The organism is Candidatus Nanopelagicales bacterium, from assembly GCA_030700225.1.
Classification (GTDB): domain Bacteria; phylum Actinomycetota; class Actinomycetes; order S36-B12.
The window spans coordinates 1-19,476 of the sequence record JAUYJT010000040.1; the positions used below are offsets into that span (position 1 = coordinate 1).

The 19,476-nt window shown below is 65.5% G+C and carries 13 protein-coding genes; 3 read left to right on the top strand and 10 right to left on the bottom strand.

Annotation, left to right across the window (positions count from 1 at the left end; genetic code table 11):
• The 8 genes from Q8P38_05365 to rsmI all read right to left on the bottom strand — a co-directional run.
• On the bottom strand, positions 1-2,798 hold a 2,798-nt coding region (locus Q8P38_05365), incomplete at its 3' end, for a SpvB/TcaC N-terminal domain-containing protein (protein ID MDP4014028.1).
• Entirely contained in the window at positions 2,795-5,908 is a 3,114-nt protein-coding gene (locus Q8P38_05370; GenBank protein MDP4014029.1) for a DNRLRE domain-containing protein, read from the bottom strand. The genes Q8P38_05370 and Q8P38_05365, both read right to left, overlap by 4 nt.
• A 257-nt stretch (positions 5,909-6,165) precedes the next feature.
• Entirely contained in the window at positions 6,166-6,930 is a 765-nt protein-coding gene (locus Q8P38_05375) for an SDR family oxidoreductase (GenBank protein MDP4014030.1), read from the bottom strand.
• 42 nt (positions 6,931-6,972) lie between these two features.
• A complete protein-coding gene (locus tag Q8P38_05380; GenBank protein ID MDP4014031.1) occupies positions 6,973-7,878 on the bottom strand; it encodes a 4-(cytidine 5'-diphospho)-2-C-methyl-D-erythritol kinase in 906 nt (301 codons plus the stop codon).
• 9 nt (positions 7,879-7,887) lie between these two features.
• Positions 7,888-8,778 (bottom strand): 16S rRNA (adenine(1518)-N(6)/adenine(1519)-N(6))-dimethyltransferase RsmA, encoded by an 891-nt coding sequence (gene rsmA, locus Q8P38_05385; protein MDP4014032.1) that lies wholly within the window; start codon positions 8,776-8,778, stop codon positions 7,888-7,890.
• Positions 8,775-9,623, bottom strand: coding sequence for a TatD family hydrolase (locus tag Q8P38_05390; protein ID MDP4014033.1), 849 nt, complete (start codon positions 9,621-9,623; stop codon positions 8,775-8,777). Before Q8P38_05390 ends, rsmA begins: the two co-directional genes overlap by 4 nt.
• Positions 9,620-11,212 (bottom strand): methionine--tRNA ligase, encoded by a 1,593-nt coding sequence (gene metG, locus Q8P38_05395; GenBank protein MDP4014034.1) that lies wholly within the window; start codon positions 11,210-11,212, stop codon positions 9,620-9,622. Before metG ends, Q8P38_05390 begins: the two co-directional genes overlap by 4 nt.
• Before the next feature lie 50 nt (positions 11,213-11,262).
• A complete protein-coding gene (gene rsmI, locus Q8P38_05400; protein ID MDP4014035.1) occupies positions 11,263-12,108 on the bottom strand; it encodes a 16S rRNA (cytidine(1402)-2'-O)-methyltransferase in 846 nt (281 codons plus the stop codon).
• A gap of 109 nt (positions 12,109-12,217) precedes the next feature.
• On the opposite strand from rsmI, the gene Q8P38_05405 reads away from it, so the two are divergent.
• Positions 12,218-13,729 carry a phospholipid carrier-dependent glycosyltransferase gene (locus Q8P38_05405; protein MDP4014036.1) on the top strand — a complete coding sequence of 504 codons (1,512 nt, stop codon included), beginning with the start codon at positions 12,218-12,220 and terminating at the stop codon, positions 13,727-13,729.
• Between the two features lie 28 nt (positions 13,730-13,757).
• On the opposite strand, the gene Q8P38_05410 is transcribed toward Q8P38_05405, so the two are convergent.
• Positions 13,758-14,720: a DUF3048 domain-containing protein gene (locus Q8P38_05410; GenBank protein ID MDP4014037.1), complete on the bottom strand. Its 963-nt coding sequence runs from the start codon at positions 14,718-14,720 to the stop codon at positions 13,758-13,760.
• Between the two features lie 265 nt (positions 14,721-14,985).
• On the opposite strand from Q8P38_05410, the gene Q8P38_05415 reads away from it, so the two are divergent.
• On the top strand, positions 14,986-16,473 hold the full coding sequence (locus Q8P38_05415; GenBank protein ID MDP4014038.1) for a 4-hydroxyphenylacetate 3-hydroxylase N-terminal domain-containing protein: 1,488 nt from the start codon (positions 14,986-14,988) through the stop codon (positions 16,471-16,473).
• A gap of 199 nt (positions 16,474-16,672) precedes the next feature.
• Here the strand turns inward: Q8P38_05415 and Q8P38_05420 are convergent, their stop codons facing one another.
• Complete coding sequence (locus tag Q8P38_05420) at positions 16,673-18,226, bottom strand: GMC family oxidoreductase (protein MDP4014039.1); 1,554 nt, start codon at positions 18,224-18,226, stop codon at positions 16,673-16,675.
• A gap of 119 nt (positions 18,227-18,345) precedes the next feature.
• On the opposite strand from Q8P38_05420, the gene Q8P38_05425 reads away from it, so the two are divergent.
• Positions 18,346-19,476: MFS transporter (locus Q8P38_05425; protein MDP4014040.1), on the top strand; the 1,131-nt coding region annotated here is incomplete at its 3' end.

Here is a 19,476-nt window from a genome sequence, read left to right on the forward strand (position 1 = left end):
CCACTGTCACAATCAGCCCCGTCATGCACAGTGGAACGGATCAAGAACCCCAGCATGTTCGACACCTTGTTCGCGTCGGCGTCACTCCACCTCTGCCGCACACACCGGTTATCGGCCCTCACATCCGGGTCACCATACTCACGGATCCGGTTCACCCGCCCCACCTTGTCGAACTCCCGATTCGTTGTCGTGCGCTCCCACCCAGAGCCAGTCATACGCTCATCGACCGTGCGATCCTGTGCGCTCATCACCGAGATATGCCTGGGCTCACCCGAAGGCCCCAACGAAGTTCGGTCATGCCAATACGTCACCAAACCACGGAACAAAGCCTTGCCATCATCCCTGGAAACCGTTTGCAACTCCCGGCCAGTCAACCACCGCGCGTCCGTGTACGCCTTACCGTCGAAACCAGTGATCGACACATCATCGGACGACCCATCCCGGTTGTGGTCCTTATCCATACCCTGGAAGAACGTCGTCGTCGACGACCCACCAGACCCAACCACCTTCGTCGTCACCTCCCGATAGCCACGCCACTGATCCCACGTTTGACGCTTCAAATCCAGCAAATCATTACGCCAAGCCCACGCCGCCTTGTCATAGGAATAGTTCGTCTCCACCGTCGGCGAACCACCCACCGTGTCCACCTGAGCAATACCCATCACCACATACTTGTTGAAAACCGCGAACCTGGGCTTGGAGAACGGGTCATCGGGATCCGGGTTGAACCACACCGGGAAACAGTCGTCATTGTTACGGTCCCACCGGTCATGGGGATCGTCGCACTTGTCAGGGAGGCCGTAATCCACCACCACCTTCCCACCCAGCGAATTCACCACCGAAGCGATACGCGGCTTATTCAAAACCGGCGCCTTGCCCGGATTACGACGGTTCGGCAACATCACCGCGTGGAAGTCCTCCTTGCCCGTCGACAGATCCGGGCCGTCCAGGCCGATGGTCTGCGCCCAATCCAGCCAAAGCTCCTTCCCCGACTCATCCTTAGGGGCCAGGAATGACGCCTTCAACTGCAGCCGACGGATGTTGTTGTCTCCACCAGACAACGTCTGGGTGACGATCTTGTTCAAACGGTCCCGCTCGAAGAACGTCGGGGAATGGTTCGAGCAGGCCTCCTTGATCGACTCGAAACACACCAGATCAGTGGGCACATCCGGATAATCCTGGGGATCCTCCTTCACCTTTGGGCATATGGCATCGTCGCCACCAGGGTGGGCAGTCGCCGACTCGCAGCGGCCGATCCGGTCGAACACCACCCTCGCGGTGGGCTCCTCCTCCTTCTTCCCCGGAGGGATATAGAACCCGTACGAGATCTGACTCGGATACACAGCCGCGGTGTAATCAAACCGCTGTTCGACCGGCCCGGCTGGCTGGAACCAGTTCTTCTCCTGCTCGTACTCATACACTGTCGTGTTTCCGTTGGAGTCCACAACACGGTCCAGATACCAGCGGGTCGCGGTATCACAACGCGCCCTTTCATCACACAGTTCTTCCTCCTTCTTCTCCTTCTTGGAGTACACCGCGGGCAGCCACGCCGTCGACCCGCTAGTGAACCCGAACCTGTACTTGGTGCCATTCCGGTCCGTCAGCTCGAACCAGTCCCCCATGTATGTGTGATTCGACGCCCCCGACTTCTTGTAGTCAACCTTCCAGCCGGCGTCGTCGGCGACGCGCAACTTGTCCGAACCAGTCGCCTCGATCAGATCCGAAGTCACCTCACCCATCGATACCCGCGCCGCGAACGTGCGCGGCTCCCGCTTATAAGGGGACTTCCAACACACGTCAGTGGACCCCTTCTCGCCGTCCTGCCTGCACGGCACAAGCTCACGCTCAATGAACCCCGGGGAGTAATCCCAGCCCTGACCGATCCATGACACCTGCCCGTTCGCGGCCAACGTGCGCCCGTCCACTGCCGCCGACGAATACGACAACGCCACCGACGGCGCCGCGCCGGCGATCGCGGGTGGGACCACTACCGGCAGCGAGTATTGGAAATCGCCGCTAGAACCACCATGAGACCAAGAACCAGCCGGATTCAACGGAGACGCCGCGTAGTCACCGGCCGGACCAGAGTCGCCCGCCACCACCGCGACTACCACACGCGTACCCGCGCCAGCGATATCCAACGGAACAGCCGCCGACAACCGGCCCTTACGCCGCTTGGAATCCAACCACGAGCCCTCGTCGCACCACACCGGGCCCGTGGTGTCCGTGGCGCACAAAGGGAACGCCTTCAACCCCAGCCTTGAACCGTAGTTCCCGCCGAACGCGGCCGCGATGCCCTTGATGTTCAACCTCACCCGCGCGACACCACCATCACCGGCGGCATCCAGCTCCACGGCCAGCAGCGAGCCATCGAACGCCTCCGACGCGGGCCGCCCAAACGAACGCGCCGTCACAAGTTTGATGAGCCCACTCGGCTTCGCCGGGGCCGGACGACCCGCCAACCTGCCCTGCCGGGCGGCCAAACGAACCGCGCGGCGCGCGACCGCCCGGCCCACGCCAGCGACATGGACCGCGTCCCCCGCGCGGCGCCAACCACGCCCCAGCGGCACCGTCGCGGTGAACCCGCGGGGCACCCGAACCCGCGCCCGCGCGGCCTGAACCTCAGCAGCGGGCTGCGCGGCTTCCGGAACCGTCACCGCTGGCAGCGGCTCACCAGCCGGCACCACCGCGGGCACAACCTCCGCCGCGGCCGGAGTCACAACCGTCGGCCCCAAACTCGCGGCCAAGACCGCGAACGCGCCACCAGCCGCGGCCGCCACGGCCGCTGCGCGCCTCACTGGCCCAACCCAGCGCACGACAACACCAAACCCGCGACCTCGACCCTGTCACAGGGCTGCTCCCGATCCACCTGGAACCGCTGCCCCGAAACCACCGCGGCATTATGGGCGCCATCAGTCCAAGACACCGTCCATTCATAGAACGGGCCCTGCACCAGCTTCGGCGTCACCCAAGCCGCCCGCGCGCCCCCGCCAGCCACAGTCACATTCCCCGTCGCCACCACCTTGCCACCCGTCAACAGCTTGAAAGTCGCCGTCACAGCACCGGCGTAGCGGGGATCACCAACCCACGCCGACAACTTGGGCGTCCAGGACCGTGTCTGGTCACCCTCCAACGGCACCACATCCAAACCCGAAGCCATCGACGTCGCCGAAGTCAGCGTGAACGACCCCGACCCCGTCGCCCCGGTCGCGCCAGCGGAATCCACCGGAGTCACAGTCCACGTGTAGGCGGCGCCGGCGACCAAACCCGTCGGAACCCACCACGAACCCCTGGAACCGGACTCCACATCCGTCACCGTGTCCGAAGCGACTTGCTGCCCGTCGCGCGACAACACGAACGTCAAGACACTGGGCTTTTCCAGATCATCGTTCACAAGCGCCGACAGCACCGGCCACGCCGAACCCGCCGTACCCGACTGACCAGCCGGGTCGACTTCCAGCCCGGACACGACAGGGGGACTAGTCGTCCTCAAAGCCCACACCACCGGATCCGACACAAGTTCCTGCGACGTCACAGGATCCACATACCGGTTCACCATCGTGAACGTGTACGACTTACTCCACTGCAAACCCTGCCCCTCTGGAACCATCACCTCGGCGCGGAACCCCGAGTCCACCGCCGTCGACGTCAAGACCGGGCCAATCTGGGTGCCCGAGGCGTCCTTCACAGTCAGGTCCATGAACAGCGGGGACAAGTCCGTGGTGTTCACAAGCTGCGCCTCGAAACTTGGCGTCAAAGACTCCAACACGTCACCGTCACGCGGATCGGCCTCAAGCGCCCGAGGCGGATCCGGGCGGGCCTCCACCGCGAAGGCGAACGGCGCCGACCACGCAGACCACAAATCCTTGGCCCTAGTCGCCGGATTCACCGCCTGGTCCCGGGTCCTGGCCCGCCACGTGTACACCTCCTCGTTCTCCAACACTCCGTCCTGCAGCAGCCAAGACACCTTCGTCGTAGCCGAAGTCGCCTGCGACTGAACCTCCCGGGAACCCACCAAATCCTCCCCGCGCCACACCTCGAACTGTGTCCACAACCCCTGCCCCACATCCGGGTCCGACACCGTCGCGGTCACAGTCGGGTTCATCGAATACGTCGCACCCGTGGCCGGGTCGAAAGGCGACAACGACGTCGCCGACACCGTAGGCAAGTGATCAGTGAAGATCCGCACATCCTGCTGACCGAAATCCGGGCCGGACAACACGCCCGTGGCCACATCCCGGGCGTTGAACCGCATCGAATACTCCTGCCCCCAGGCGAACTTGAAAGACGCCGGCACCGACCCGGTCGACGTGTGATACTCCGTCGTGCCCTGGCTGACCACAGACCCATACACAACGCCGATCCCGTGAGACGAAACCGGCGGATACCCCTTGAACACGTCAACCCGCAACTGCACGGGCTTGCCGGTGAAGAACTTCACCCGGCCCGACATCGACGGCGTCAAATCCATCAACTTGCCCGAATCCAACGGCGGGGCCAGCGCCGCCGAACCCGCCAGCAACCGCGGATGCTGCGTGTAGTTCACCACAAGCCGCGGAATCGTACTGTTCTCGTCGTCGTCCTCGTCGTCCCTGAAGTTGGCGGACCGGAACTTGCGCCACGACTTCGAATTCGTCTCCGACGCCGTCGCGACCCGGAAACCATTGCTCTCCCCACCGCCAGCCCACTTCCGAACAATCCCAGTCACATTCCAAACCGAGTCATCGGTCGGGCACTGAGTGTCGCTCCACCCATGCGCCGGGCGGTAGCCCACCTGCGTATCGGTGTCAACCGTCGGCTGATTCCCCCACTTCAACTTGGAGTAGTCGATGCTGTGCTTCACCCGCTGAACCAGCGTCCGCGCCTCCTGGCACGAATATGACCAGAAGTTCCGAATCCGCAGCTCCGCCGAATCAACCGTCGCCCCCGCGTACGGCATGTCGTTGAACCGAAGCCACGAACGCGCCACATGCACGCCACCATCCCAAGTGCCGACTCGCAACTCAGGCGACCCAGTCTGGCCCGTCTCATACCCCGGCTTTTGCATCCACGTGTCATGGGCGTGCAACACCACAGACAGCGACAACAACCCCGACCAATCCAGACGGCGCGGCGACGACACCACCAAGCTGTCCCCACGCGGCGCCACCCGCACCCTCCGCGACCGCCGCGCGTTCCCCGACACGGCATCAACCCGACGCGACGAAACCACAGGCACCGGAACCCAGGCCACCAGGCCCCCCGCCCCATCGACCAGGCGAGCGCCACCACGGCCGTCCGCGACCCACCGGCCTCCAGCCACGACCGACCCCAGCCGCCAGCGCCGCTGCCCTCTCGACACCGGTATCACCAGCCCAGCCGAGCCATCACCAACCCGAACCTGAGAGCCCCCCGCCACTCGCGCCACGGACCCCCGCACCCTCACACCGTCACGCGCGACACGAACCCGGCCAGGCAGACTCAGCGAGGCCGTCACTCCACCCGCCGCCACGCGCAGCGAACCATCCGCCCTGGACACAGCTACGTCGTCAGCCGAGACCCTCGGCCGCAGCCACCCATCACCCGCCGGAGCCAAATCAAGATCAACACGGTGCCAGCGGCCACCACGCCACACCCGCTGCACCGACGACGACACGACGGCCCGCAACATCCCCGACGGCAACGCGAACACCCGCGAGCGCTCCGACCTCAACGCCACGACCTCAACACGCCGACCCAATCGCGCGGCCCGCGCCAACGCCAACCCAGCGCCCCCATCCCCGTCCAAGTCCCCCTCAGACGCCAGGGGCCCAGCGACACCCCCTGTCAGCGGCCCACCGGCCGCCCCAGCGGGCACGACAACCAGCGACACCGACGCCACCATGAGCAGCGCACACACCCGAGCCATCAGCCGCGAACCCGCACCCATTGCCAGCCACCCCCCAAACGACGCGAAAACCACGAAACCGGGCGAAGTCAACCACAAGATCACAACGACTGTCCGGCAAATGAACGAATCGAGGAACTGGCTGCCGCTGAGTCAGCAGCCACGCGCCTACGCCGTAGTCTGCGACTGTGACCGACAGCCCTGACCCCGCCGCCTACCGGCCAGCGCGCACCAGAGTCCGGATGAGTGGCCAGCAACGCCGGGAGCAACTGATCACGGTCGCCCCCTCGGTCACCGCCTCAGCGGCGCCGGAACGATCCACCCAACGCCCGGCGGACAGCGGGCCTCGGAGCGTACTGCACCGCGAGGCTGAGGGCTTTGTACTGCGGCCCTGCCACGCTGATAGCCCGGCCACGCTTGGCGTCCTTCAATGCCCGTGACACAACATCGTCGACCGACAGCCACATCCACTCCGGAATGCGCGACATGTCCATTCCGGCCCGTTCGTGGAACTCGGTGTGCACGTAGCCGGGGCACACAGCCGTCGCGGTGACGCCGGTCCCCTTGAGTTCCACGTTGAGGCTCTCGGTGAACGTCGTGGCCCAGGACTTTGCCGCCGAGTAGCTGCTCCCCGTCACCCAACCGGCGATGCTGCTGACGTTGATGATGGTCCCGGCGCCGTTCTCGACCATCACTGGCGCGACCGCGTGCGTGAAACGCATCGGCGCTACAACGCAAACATCTAGCAACTGCTGCTCCGCTGACAGATCCCCACCCACGAACGAGCCGCGTATGCCGAACCCCGCGTTGTTCACCAGCATGCCGATAGGCCGGTCTCGGTCGCTCAGGCGCTCCTCGACGCGCGCTCTGGCTCGCGCATCGGCGATATCAGCCGGCAGAACTTCGACCGCGGTGTTGTACCGGTCTGAAAGCTCCTTGGCGACATCGTCCAGCCGCGCCTCGTCGCGCGCGACGACGACCAGGTCGTGTCCCTCGCGCGCCAGAGCCTCCGCGAACCCGCGGCCTAGGCCGACGCTCGCTCCAGTGATCAGGGCAGTTGACATGGCCACAACGTACCCGCCGGTCGATCAGCCTTGGCGACCACGTCAGACAACGCTGGCTCCGGGCGCGGGTCCGGTGGCCCGCCTGACGCTCCGGCACAACCCCGATGACGACAGCGCGATGGCCAGCTCCATCGCCGCCTCCTCGTCGGCGACCAGGAATCCGCACGTCGGGCCGCTTCCCGACACCAATGCCCCGAGCGCCCCATGCTCCATCCCCAGATCCAGCAACAACCGCAGGTGGGGGAGCAACCCCACGGCGGCTGCCTGTAGGTCGTTGGAGAGCGCCCGGCCCAGGGCTCGCGCGTCATCGCTGCGCACCGCCAGTAGGACGCTCGCGTCGACGCTCGGCCGACGATTCGCGGGCGGGCCGAGTTCGTCGTACGCCCGATACACCTCCGGCGCTGACAGCCCAAGGTGGGACAGCGCCAGCACCCAGTGAAACTGCCCGCTGCTCATCGCGCTTGTGAGGATCTCGCCACGCCCAGTCCCCACGGCCGTTCCTCCCAATAGAGGGAAGGGAACGTCGGACCCCAGTCGCGCCGCCAGCGCCTGCAACTCGTCGCGCGACACGGTGACGTCCCACGCGGTGATGCACGCCAGCAGCGTGCCAGCCGCATCGGCGCTGCCGCCTGCCATGCCCCCCGCCACCGGGATCCGCTTGTCCAGGTGGATGTCCAAGTCGAGTGGAAACCCGAAGGTCTCCCCAGCGAGCTGGGCCGCGCGCCAAGCCAGGTTCGACTCGTTAGTGGGCACCGCCTCGACTGACTCGCCCGCGACCGTGAGCGTGATCCCGCTTCCCGGCTTCACCTGGGAGATCGTGACGTGATCGAAAAGTGAAAGCGCCTGATAGACGGTCGCTATCTCGTGATACCCGTCGGGTCGCAGCCCGCCTACCGACAAAGCGAGGTTGATCTTGGCCGGGACGCGGACGCGGACGGTCTTCGGCACCCACCGATGCTACGCGTCCGGCGAAGCTCCAGCTCTGCTTGCTCCGAGCTCGCGCGCGATGGCCGCGAACTCGCGCGGGCCGAGACGCTCGGGCCGCTCGTCGGGCCGGACTCCAGCCCTCTCAACGGCGGCCGAGGCCGCCTCCCGGCTCCCGAACAACTTCGCCAGGGACGTGCGCAGCATCTTGCGCCGCTGCGAGAACGCCTGATCAACGACCTCGAACACCGCTGATCGATCGACGTCGGTGGCCGGAGGCTCAGTCGACTCGAACGAGACCAATCCGCTGCCCGCCCTAGGGACCGGCCAGAAGACAGACGCGGGCACGGCACCGGAATGGCGAACGCGAGCGAACCACGCGGTCTTCACGCTCGGCACTCCGTAGGCCGCATCACCCGGCGCGGCCGCCAGGCGGTCCGCCACCTCCGCCTGGACCATGACCGTGCCCCGTCGGAGCGACGGGAACTTCGTCAGGCAGTTGATCAGCACAGGCACGGCCACGTTGTACGGCAGATTCGCCACCAGCGCTGTCGGAGGTTCGGGTAGTTCGTCGATAGTCACGGCGTCGCGCGTCAAGACGACCAAACGCCCAGCCGCGTCCGGTTGGAAATCCGCGACGGTCCCGGGCAGTTTCCGCGCCAGCCGGTCGTCCACTTCAACGGCGATAACGCGGCAGCCCAACTCCAGCAGTGCGAGCGTCAGACTCCCCAGCCCGGGCCCGACCTCGAGCACGACGTCATCGGCATCGACGTCGGCCAGTCGCGCGATCCGCCTGACCGTGTTGGCGTCGGTGACGAAGTTCTGGCCGAGCCGCTTGGCCGGGTGCAGCTCCAGCTCGCCAGCCAACCGGCGCACATCGCCAGCTCCCAGCAGTCGGCGGCCGGACGGCGGGGGCGCGCTCATGATGATTCGCCGGGCAGCCCGAACGCGCGCACGGTATTCGCGCGCAGCGTGTCGCACAGCTCCCCAAGCTCGACTCCCGTCACGCGCGCCATCTCTCGCACGGTGGAGGGCATCAGATACGACGCGTTGGGCTTGCCGCGGTTTGGCATCGGGGTCAGGAACGGTGCGTCTGTCTCCACAAGCATCAAGCTCGGAGGCGTCGCTACCAGAGCCTCACGCAAGCCAGCCGCGTTCTTGAACGTGACGACCCCGGCGAACGAGATGTACCAACCCGCGTCAGCGCAGCGGCGGGCCAGAGCCGCGTCACCGCTGAAGCAGTGCAGAACGACCGCATCCGGCAGGTCCTCAGACTCCAAGACGGCGAGCACGGCTTCATGGGCGTCGCGATCGTGGACCACGAGGGTCTTGCCGAGCGCCCGGGCGAGGCGCACGTGCTCCCGGAAGGCGGCTTCTTGCCCCGCGCGCCCGTCGTCCCCGGTTCGGTACCAGTCCAGACCCGTTTCCCCGACCGCGCGGACGCGAGGATCAGCCGCCAGTTCGGCGAGTTGGGCGAAGTCAGACTCGAATCCCCCTGCGGCCATCCGCTCCGGGGCGTCGTTCGGATGCAGCGCCACAGTCGCGAACACCGACTCGAACTCGTGCGCCAGCTCCACTGAGCGACGGCTCGAAGCCAGGTCAACCCCGACCTGGATCACGCCAGAAACACCCACGGCGGCGGCGGCGGCCAGGGCCGTGCCCGGAGCCAGTCCGCTCATCTCCTCGGTCAGGTCCAGGTGACAGTGTGAGTCGATCACCGGCCTGGGCAACGCCTCGGGCGGGGGAACCGGGAGGTCCTCAGCGCTCACGACTCGGCCGGCTCCTCAAGCCTGGGGAACAGCGGCGGGCACTTGGTGACCTTCGCGCCAGCGGGGAGCCTTCCCCAATCTGACGCCTCGCCGATCGGCTGGTCGCTGAGCGGCCCGATGGACTCCTCGGCCCCCACGCAGCGCCAGATCTGTGCCGACGCCTTCGGCATGACCGCGTTATAGAGCACGGCGACCGCTCGCAGCCCCTCAACGACGGTGTACAGGACAGTCGCCAACCGCACTCGATCTGCCTCGGCCTTGGCTAGCTGCCACGGCTCCTGCGTCGTGACATAGCCGTTAAGCAACTCAACGAACGAGCGCACAGCGGCGAGGGCTTCACTGAAGTCGAGCCGCAGCATCGCCGCGTCAGCGTCCGCGACGGCGCGTGTCAGCGCATCCTGCAACCTCAGCTCGGCGTTGGTGTATGGGCCGGATTCGGGCAGGACGCCGTCGAAGTAGCGCCCGACCATGCTCGTTGCCCGCGACACCAGATTCCCCAGGCCGTTGGCCAGCTCCGCCGTGTAACGGTCACGCATGTCCTCCCACGAGAAGCTCCCGTCGGACCCGAAGCGAATGGCGCGCAAGAAGTAGTACCGGAAAGCGTCAGATCCGAAGTCGTCGATGATCTGGCTGGGGGCGATGCCGGTCAGCTTGCTCTTGCTCATCTTCTCCCCGCCGACGAGCAACCAGCCGTGGGCGAAGACCTTGCCCGGCAGAGGCAACCCGGCCGCCATCAGCATCGCGGGCCAATACACAGCGTGGAACCGCAGGATGTCCTTGCCCACCAGATGCACATCAGCGGGCCAAGTGCGCCCGAAAAGCTCCTCGCCCCTTTCGCCCTGCCCGTAGCCAATCGCCGTGATGTAGTTCAACAGCGCGTCGAACCATACGTAGACGACCTGCTTGTCGTCCCAGGGCAACGGCACACCCCACGAGACGCTCGATCTGGACATGGACATGTCCGTCAGCCCGCCCTTGATGAACGACAGAACCTCGTTGTACGCGCTCACCGGTGCGACTGTGTGGGGATTGTCCTCGTAGTACTTGATCAGCGGCTCGGTGAATTCCGACAGCCGGAAGAACCAGTTGGGTTCAGACAGGGTTTCGACGGGACGTCCGTGCACCGCGCAGACCTGCTGGTCGGCGAATTCTCCGGAGCCGGCGACCAAGTCGCCCGGGAACTTGAACTCCTCGCAACCCACGCAGTACGGCCCCTCATATGCGCCTTCGTACAAGTGACCGTTGTCTTTCAGGACCGTCCAGAAGTGTTGGACCCCGAGCCGGTGGCGGGCTTCGGTAGTGCGTATGAAGTCGTCGTTCGCGACGTCCAGGGTTTCCAGGACTGGTCGCCACTCCTTCGCGACTAACCTGTCCACCCATTCCTGGGGGTCGGTGTCGTTCTCGCTCGCTGTGCGCTGGACCTTGGTCCCGTGTTCATCGGTACCGGTCAGGTACAACACGGACTCACCGCGCTGCCGGTGCCACCTCGTGAGCACGTCCCCGGCCACAGTTGTGTAGGCGTGACCGATGTGCGGGGCGTCGTTGACGTAGTAAATGGGCGTCGTGACGTAGTACGACTTGGACGGCATAGACGAATCCTACGGACTACCGCCCCCACCCATGCTCATCACACGAGTGATCATCGGCTCGGCTTCGGTGAAGGATGCGCGGCTTCATACACCTGGCGCCTGGGGACCGCGTACATCTGGCACACCTGCGCCACGGCGTCACGGCGAGTGAGTCCGTCGGCCACGAGCGCTTCCACGGCGTGAGCCCACTGACTGGGCGACCCTTTCGCGGCCTGGTCCGAGCTCCCGGCGATAACGAGAACTACTTCGCCCAGCACCCCTTCGCGCGCCCATTCGCCCAACTCGGCCAGGGTCCCCCGGCGGATCTCCTCGTGTGTCTTGGTCAGCTCCCGGCACACCACGGCTCGTCGGCCTGGCCCTAGCGCTTCGCTCAGGTCAGCCAGCGTGCTCGCGGTCCGGCGAGGCGACTCGAACAGGACCGCTGTTCGGGATTCGGTACGCAGTTCGTTGATGCGCCGGGCACGTTCAGCGCCTTTGCGGGGCAGGAATCCCTCGAAACAGAACCGGTCTGTCGGCAAGCCCGACATCGCCAGAGCCGCGGTCACAGCGGACGGCCCCGGCAGCACTCTGACCGTGATGCCCGCCAAAGCGGCCGCGGCCACCAAGCGGTGTCCGGGGTCGCTGACCGTTGGCATGCCGGCATCGGAGACGAGGACAACGTCCGTGCCTTCGGCGAGCAGCTCCAGGACCTCGGCGGTGCGCCGTGCCTCGTTGCCCTCGAACAGCGAGATGACCCGGCCTCTCAACCGGATCCCGATGTCCCCCGCCAACCGGTGCAACCGTCGAGTGTCTTCGGCCGCGATCACCGGTGCCGCGGCCAACACTTCACTCAGCCTGGCGCTGGCGTCATGCGGGTTGCCTATGGGCGTCGCCGCCAAGGTCAGTATCCCGGTCACTCCGCAATAGTGCCCTGCCTACCATCCCGCCGCGGCCCGACCAGGCTCAACAGGAGTAACTGTGCGCGGGGCGCCTAGTCGCGGAGCTTTGGACCAATACGATGCACGAGTGTCCGCCATCGTCGCGTCCAAGCCGCCCGTGGAAGCCGCGCCCACTCGACGCTACCCCCGTTGGACCATCAGCTGGGGCGGCCCGCTGGCCGTCGCTGCCTTGGGCGGATGGTTGCGGTTCGCCGACCTTGGACGGCCGCATGCGCTGGTCTTCGATGAGACGTACTACGTCAAGGACGCCCTGTCGCTCATCACGTTCGGGGCCGAACATAGCGCGGTCAACAACGCTGACGAGCTGCTGCTGCAAGGCGGCGATTGGCGCACGATGGGGCTGTTCGAGAACGAACCGTCGTTCATCGTCCATCCCCCTTTGGGCAAGTGGGTCATAGGATCCGGCGAGGCACTGTTCGGGGCGACCCCGTTCGGCTGGCGCTTCGCCGTCGCTCTGCTAGGAACCTTGAGCATCCTGATCCTCGCCCGATCGGTGCTTCGGATGACCGGAAGTGGTCTATGGGGGACCGTGGCCGGTTTGCTGCTCGCCATCGACGGCATGGCCATCGTCATGAGCCGCACCGCCGTCCTAGACGGGATCCTGGCGTTCTTCGTGCTAGCCGCGTTCTGGGCTCTGCTCGTCGACAGGGACAAGGCGCGATCACCCGGGCGCGTGAGCAGATCGTGGTGGCGGCCATGGCGGCTGGCTGCGGCAACGTTCCTGGGTCTGGCCTGCGCGGTCAAATGGAGCGGTCTTTGGTATCTGGCGGCATTAGTGCTGCTGACGATCGCCTGGGAAGTCGGAAGGCGTCGCCGCCTGGGCGACGGTTTGGTCGGGTCGCTTCTGCGTGACGGCCTGCCAACGGTGCTGACCATGACCGGCCTGGCGGTCGTTGTGTACGTAGCGTCCTGGGCGGGCTGGTTTCTGTCGGACTCGGGCTGGGATCGCGGCTGGGCGGCCGGCTCCGGCATCGCGGCAACACTCGCTTCACTTTGGCACTACCACGCCGAGATGTGGGGCTTCCACAACTCACTGAGCGCGACTCACTCGTACCAGTCCCCCGCCGCCGCCTGGCTCATCCAAGCGCGCCCGACATCCTTCTACTACGACGCCTCCGGCGCTGCGGCGAGCGGATGCGGGTCAGGATCGTGCGCCGCCGAAGTCATCGCCCTTGGCAATCCGCTGATCTGGTGGGCGGGTGTTCTGGCTCTGCTGCACCAGGCGTGGCGCTGGATCGGGCCGCGGGACTGGAGAGCCGGGGCAGCCGTGGTCGGCGTGCTCGCGGGATGGGCACCGTGGCTGTTCTACTGGGACCGGACGATCTTCGCCTTCTACTCGATCGTGTTCACGCCGTTCCTGATCATGGCGTTGACGTTCTCGCTGATGACGATCACGACCAACGGTGCCGTTTCCACTGAGTCGACGAATCCACGAGCTGAGCGCCCGAGGATAGTGTTCGTCGCGGCATTCCTACTGCTGTGTGTCGCTGTTTCCTGGTGGTTCTACCCGCTATGGACGGGACTTCCCGTCGACACTTCCGCTTGGTCACTGCGGATGTGGATACCCACTTGGATCTGAAGCGGTCGCGGGAACAGGCTGTGCTTGCTCAGGGCGTGAACTTGACGTGACCTTTGCCGTTCGGCACAAGCCCGATCCACGTGTTACCCCTCGGGATCGCGATCGACATCCCCGCCTCTGTTGAGATCAGCCACGGAGAACTCTTGGATACTTTGACCCACCTGATCGGCCGAACTTGCGACCCGCTGACAAGGAACCCCTTCCCTGTCCCAGTCGTGACAACCTCCGGCACTTTGGCGCCGACAACATCCCGGTAGCCCGCGTCGATCAGTTTGACGCCCAGGATCAGGACGGACTTAGCCGCGTATCCACTCGAGCCCTGTTCGGCCCGCATCCACAGGCGTTCCTCAGGGTCGAACCGGAAGCGCTCCGATTCCCATTCGGAGTACTGCATCGTGACCTTGGAGATGGTTCGCCCAGCTGGCAGTTCGGCATCGCCGAACGTCAAGTACGGCTGGGGCGGCTTCTTGCCAATGCCCTCCTTGCGGATGGTCTCAAGGTTCACGAACAGGTTGAACGGCATGTAGAGGGTGTTGTCACGGTGCATTGAAGGCGCAACCTCATCAATGACGGTGATCTTGGCCTTCGCCATCGCGTTCAGCGCGATGTTCGACCCGCCCGACGCCACAAGAGTCCCCAACACCGGGGTGACGATGCCGATGTCGCTCGTACGCACGGAGCGCATTGGGCCCACGAGGTCAGGCGACTTGGACTGGAAGAACGCCGCCAGCCTTGTCTCGCCGCTCTCCACTGGTTCCTGGACGATTAGGTCGGCGTCGCCAATCCCTCGCTGGGGGCGACCCTCCGTTGTGTCGTCGACTTTGGCCACCAGGACCGGGCGCGTGGCGACCGCCGATGAGACCTGCTCCCCCGTCAGGGGAGACAGGATGACTGGAGTTGCGGAGGGCACCGCAGCGGGGGGAGGTGCGGGGTCCTCGGAACACGCCGCAACCGCCAAAGCAGCGACCAAAGCGGCGATCGTTAGTTTCACCAGTGGGACCCGGCGCGATGAACGGCGATTTACGCGCACTTGGCCAGGCAGGGCGCGAGCCGACTTTGGAACCATTTCCCGCATTGTATGTATCGACCTCGCTCCGACCGATGATCTGGGCATCGTGGCGCGAACGTGGCGCGAACGTGGCGCGATCCAGGCGGAGCATCACCGGCGTGAGCCGCGGAACCGTGGTTGACTCGCACAAGGTCGCACCCAGCCTCGTCGCACTTGCCGAGCGAGGCCCCATACGAGAGGAGCGCACGTGACCAACTGGACCCCCGGCGATCCGATCCGCGACAGCGACGACTATCGCCAGAGTCTGCGGGGTCGGGGCCTGAATGTGTATGTCATGGGCGAACAGGTCGCCGAGCCAATCGATCACCCGATCGTGCGGCCTTCCATCAATGCGATGGCCACTACCTACGACCTCGCGGAATCCGAACCGGACGTCGCGCAGGCTAGCTCCAGTCTGAGCGGCGACCGCGTCAACAGATTCCTGCACGTCGCGGAAAGTGTGGACGATGTCGTCGCCCAGAACCGAATGCAGCGCAAGTTGGGGCAGATGACCGGAACCTGCTTCCAGCGTTGCGTCGGGATGGACGCGATCAACGCCACTTACTCCGTCACGTACGACATTGACGCCGAACGCGGCACCGACTACCACAGACGCTTCAAGACCTGGCTAGCCCAGATCCAGCTGAAGAACCTCGTCATAGGCGGCGCGATGACGGATCCGAAAGGGGACCGCTCCAAGGCCCCCTCACAGCAGGACGATCCGGACCTGTTCGTCCGGGTGACCGAACGAAGGCCCGATGGAGTCGTGATCCGCGGCGCCAAGGCTCACCAAACAGGCGCCCTGAACGCGCACTGGGTGATCGTCATGCCCACGATCCGGCTGCGCGCCGCGGATAGCGACTACGCCATCACATGCGCGGTCCCGACAACCGCCTCCGGAATCATCTACGTGTATGGCCGACAGTCATGCGACACACGCGCGCTCGAAGGCGGCGACGTGGACGTCGGCAACGCGAACTTCTCCGGGCAAGAAGTGCTCATCATCTTCGACGACGTCTTCGTTCCTACCGAGCAGATATTCATGGACGGTGAGTGGGAATACGCCTCGGAGCTGGTCGAGCGCTTCACGAGCTATCACCGACGCAGCTACGTGTGCAAGACCGGTGTAGGCGATGTCCTCATCGGCGCCGCCGCTCTCGCGGCCGACCACAACGGCGTGGCTGGCAGTTCCCACATCAAAGACAAACTCGTCGAGATGGCTCACTTGAACGAGACCATCTACGCCACCGGCATCGCCGCATCGCATGAGTCCTTCCGAAGGCCCGCCGGAAACTTCGAGAACGATGGCCTGCTGGCCAACGTGTGCAAGCAGAACGTCACCCGCTTCCCGTATGAGATGGGTCGGCTCGCGCAGGACCTCGCCGGGGGCCTCATGGTGACGATGCCGTCGCAACAGGACTTCGAGGACCCCGACGTGGGCCCGACGCTGGACCGCTTGTTCCAGGGTCGCGCTGACGTTCCAACGCAGGACCGCCGCCGGATTCTCCGCCTGATCGAGAACATGACTATGGGTCGCAACGCGGTCGGCTACCTGACCGAGTCCCTGCACGGAGCAGGATCACCCCAGGCCCAGCGAGTGCAGATCGCGCGTCAGGTCGACTTCGACGCCAGGAAACTCATGGCCGCCCGGCTCGCCGGCGTAAAGACCGGCAGCCCCGCGGATCCGGCCGAGTGAAGGCCGCAGGAGAACTGTGTGACGCATGTCATATACCACTTACGTTCCGTGACGCGATGTAACGGCTATCACATGATTGAAGGTCCTGACTGAGCCGGGGAGAGCCAGGACCCTCGTCCATTCGGAAGGTCCGGATGAGCGGGGAACGGACACTGGCGTCGGTGCAATCGGACTCGTTCGGTGCCCGCGAAGGACCGGCCTAACTCTGAATCCACCGGGCCATAGCTCTTTCCGCCATCGCAGTGATCGTCAACGACGGGTTCACACCGATGTTGGTCGGCATGGCCGATCCGTCCATCACGCGGAGGCCTTCGTAGCCGAAGACCCGGTGCTCGGTATCGACTACGCCGAGCTCCGGATTCGGCCCAACGGGTGCGCCACCGAGGATGTGGGCCGTGGCGCTGATACCGCAGATGCTGTCCATGAGGGTTCCGAACGCGGTGCCGCCGCTCGCTTCGGCCAGAGCCGCGCCGGCCGCATCCGCCTGGGGCAAGTGGGCCGGGATAGGCGCACTGCCCTCAGCCGCCTCGGACCCCAAGGCCCAGCCCCACGCACGACGCCGGTAGACAAGCCGCAGCTCGTTGTCGGCGCTTTGCATCACGGTGAGAATCGTCGTCCTGCGATTCCAATGACGGGCGCGAAGGTTAGCAGTCGAGGCCACGGGCTGACGGGCCATCCGTCTCATGGTGGCCAGCCGCCGGGATCGCTTGTCCTGTTGTGACACAGAGGGGCTCAGGTACCACTTCATGAACCCGTAGGACTTGGGGAACCGGTTGTTCGTGACATGGGTGAGCGAGTCTGGGTAGTAGTGACTAGAGATCGTGCTGCCATCGGAGATGTCGGTGCCGCGCGGGTGCAGGACTGCGGCGAATGCCTCAGAGTTGGTCCGGACGTGCCGTCCCACGGCTGCCGACAGGCGGGGAAGGGTTCGCCAGCGGTCCCGGTTGGCCAGCAAGAGTCGCGTGGTCCCGAGCACCCCAGCGGCGAGCACCACCTCGCGGGCGGTGACGCTGGACACGCCAGTGCGGCGGCCCCTGGCCAGCGGATCCCGCAGCACCACACGCCAGCCGTGGCGCCCGCAGCCTTGCGGGTCTCCCGACCCATCCGGAGCAAGCGGAATCACGATCTCGGCCCGCGTCTGTGGCCGGATGACGGCACCGAGGTTCTCGGCGTCGGCCAGGTAGGTCACGTCGAGGGAGTTCTTGGCCCCGTGAGGGCACCCTGTGATGCATTGGGCGCATCCCTTGCACATCGAGAAGTCGATGCCCTGCGGAGTCGGACCAAACGTGTCGGCGACGCCCAAGGCAGCGGCGGACTGCTCAAGCCACTCGTCCTGCAGTCCGTGGCGGGGGTTGAACTGTCGGCCGAGCTTCGCGGCAGCCACATCGAAGTGGGGCTCTAGCTCGTCGGCCCAATCGATCCCGGTCCGGGCCCAGCCGTCGGCGGCGAAGGCCTCTGCGGGCGGCTGCAGCAGGACGGCCGCGTACACGATGGACCCGCCGCCAACGCCGACGCCGCTGACGACGACGACATCGCGCAGCATGGTCTGGCGGAAGTAGCCGCGCAGGCCCAGCCGGGGCTCCCACATCAGACTGCGCGTGTGGCCGGCCCCCCGCTGCAGGTCATGCGGCGTCAGCCGGCGACCTTCCTCCACCACCAGCACCCGCATGCCGGCCTCTGCTGCCCGGAACGCAGCCACGCTGCCCCCGAAGCCGGACCCGATCACAAGGACGTCCGCATCGAACTCGGTCACATCGCCACCTTGTCATCGCGATGGAACGGCGAGGCTTCCGGGTCCGACGATGCGCCACCTGCGGGCCAAGCCCCCCATACGATAGGCATTGGTGGCGGCCCCGCCCCTAGTCTGGCCGCATGAGCGGCAATCCGGCTCCGAGCGAGTCTCGTCATCGAGCGCTGGTCGCGGCGAATGTCGGCAATGCCATCGAGTTCTACGACTGGATGGCCTACGCGCTGCTTGTTCCGTATTTCGGGTCGCAGTTCTTCCCAAGTTCGGATCCCGCCGCCGTCCTCATGGCATCGTTCGCGGTTTTCGCCGTGGGGTGTCTGGCACGGCCGCTTGGCGCTTTGTTCCTGGGCAGGTACATCGACCGGCATGGTCGCCGACCCGGCTTGATCCTCTCGGTATCACTCATCGTCATCGCGACGCTGGGCATGGCGGTAGCACCTACCTACGACAGCGTTGGGGCCCTCGCGCCAGCGCTACTGGTTGCGCTGCGTCTGACCCAGGGATTCGCCCTGGGACCGGAGTTCGGCGGATCCGCCACCTACCTGATCGAGGCAGCTCCTGAGCACCGCCGAGGGCTATTCGCATCCACCTACCAGAGCACCGTGGCCCTGGGGACGCTGACGGTATCCCTGCTGATCACGATCCTGGAGCTGTTCCTCGACAAGGCGCAGATGGAAGCGTACGGATGGCGGATCGTGTTCGCTGTAGGTGCGCTGTTCGCCGTGATCGGGTTGCTGCTGCGGCGGAACATGCCTGAGACAGATCTCGCACCGCCAGACGAACGACTCGAGCGCACTCCATACTCGGTCCTTTGGCGCGAGCATCGACTCGAATGTCTACGAATCCTGTTCATCGCGGGCGCGGGCTTGGTGGTCTTGTACGGCATGGTCTCGCTGTTGCCTTCCTTCGGGCCGACATTCACTCACCTGCCGGTTGAGAAGGCGGCGTTCATCGGCACCGTGGGGTTCATGGTGATGCTTCTGGCATCGCCGCTGTTCGGCCTACTATCTGACCGGATCGGCCGGGTGTGGACGCTTCGACTCTTCGCGATCAGCGGTGTGGTTCTTAGCGTGCCAGCGTTCGCGTTGCTCGATGGCCAGCCAGGGCCACAAGTGGTTGCCCAGTTGCTGGCGGTTCTGCTGGTGTGCGCCTGGGCGGCGGGATCTGTCACATCGTTCCCAGAGATGCTGCCGCCATCAGTGCGAGCCACGGGAGTGGCAGCTCCCTTCGGCATCGCGGCCGCGGTCTTCGGAGGC

Coding starts and splice junctions, on each gene's coding strand:
- Q8P38_05370 (MDP4014029.1), bottom strand. CDS start 5,908: ATGGGTGCGGGTTCGCGGCTGATGGCTCGGGTGTGTGCGCTGCTCATG.
- metG (MDP4014034.1), bottom strand. CDS start 11,212: ATGCCGTCCAAGTCGTACTACGTCACGACGCCCATTTACTACGTCAAC.
- rsmA (MDP4014032.1), bottom strand. CDS start 8,778: ATGAGCGCGCCCCCGCCGTCCGGCCGCCGACTGCTGGGAGCTGGCGAT.
- Q8P38_05375 (MDP4014030.1), bottom strand. CDS start 6,930: ATGTCAACTGCCCTGATCACTGGAGCGAGCGTCGGCCTAGGCCGCGGG.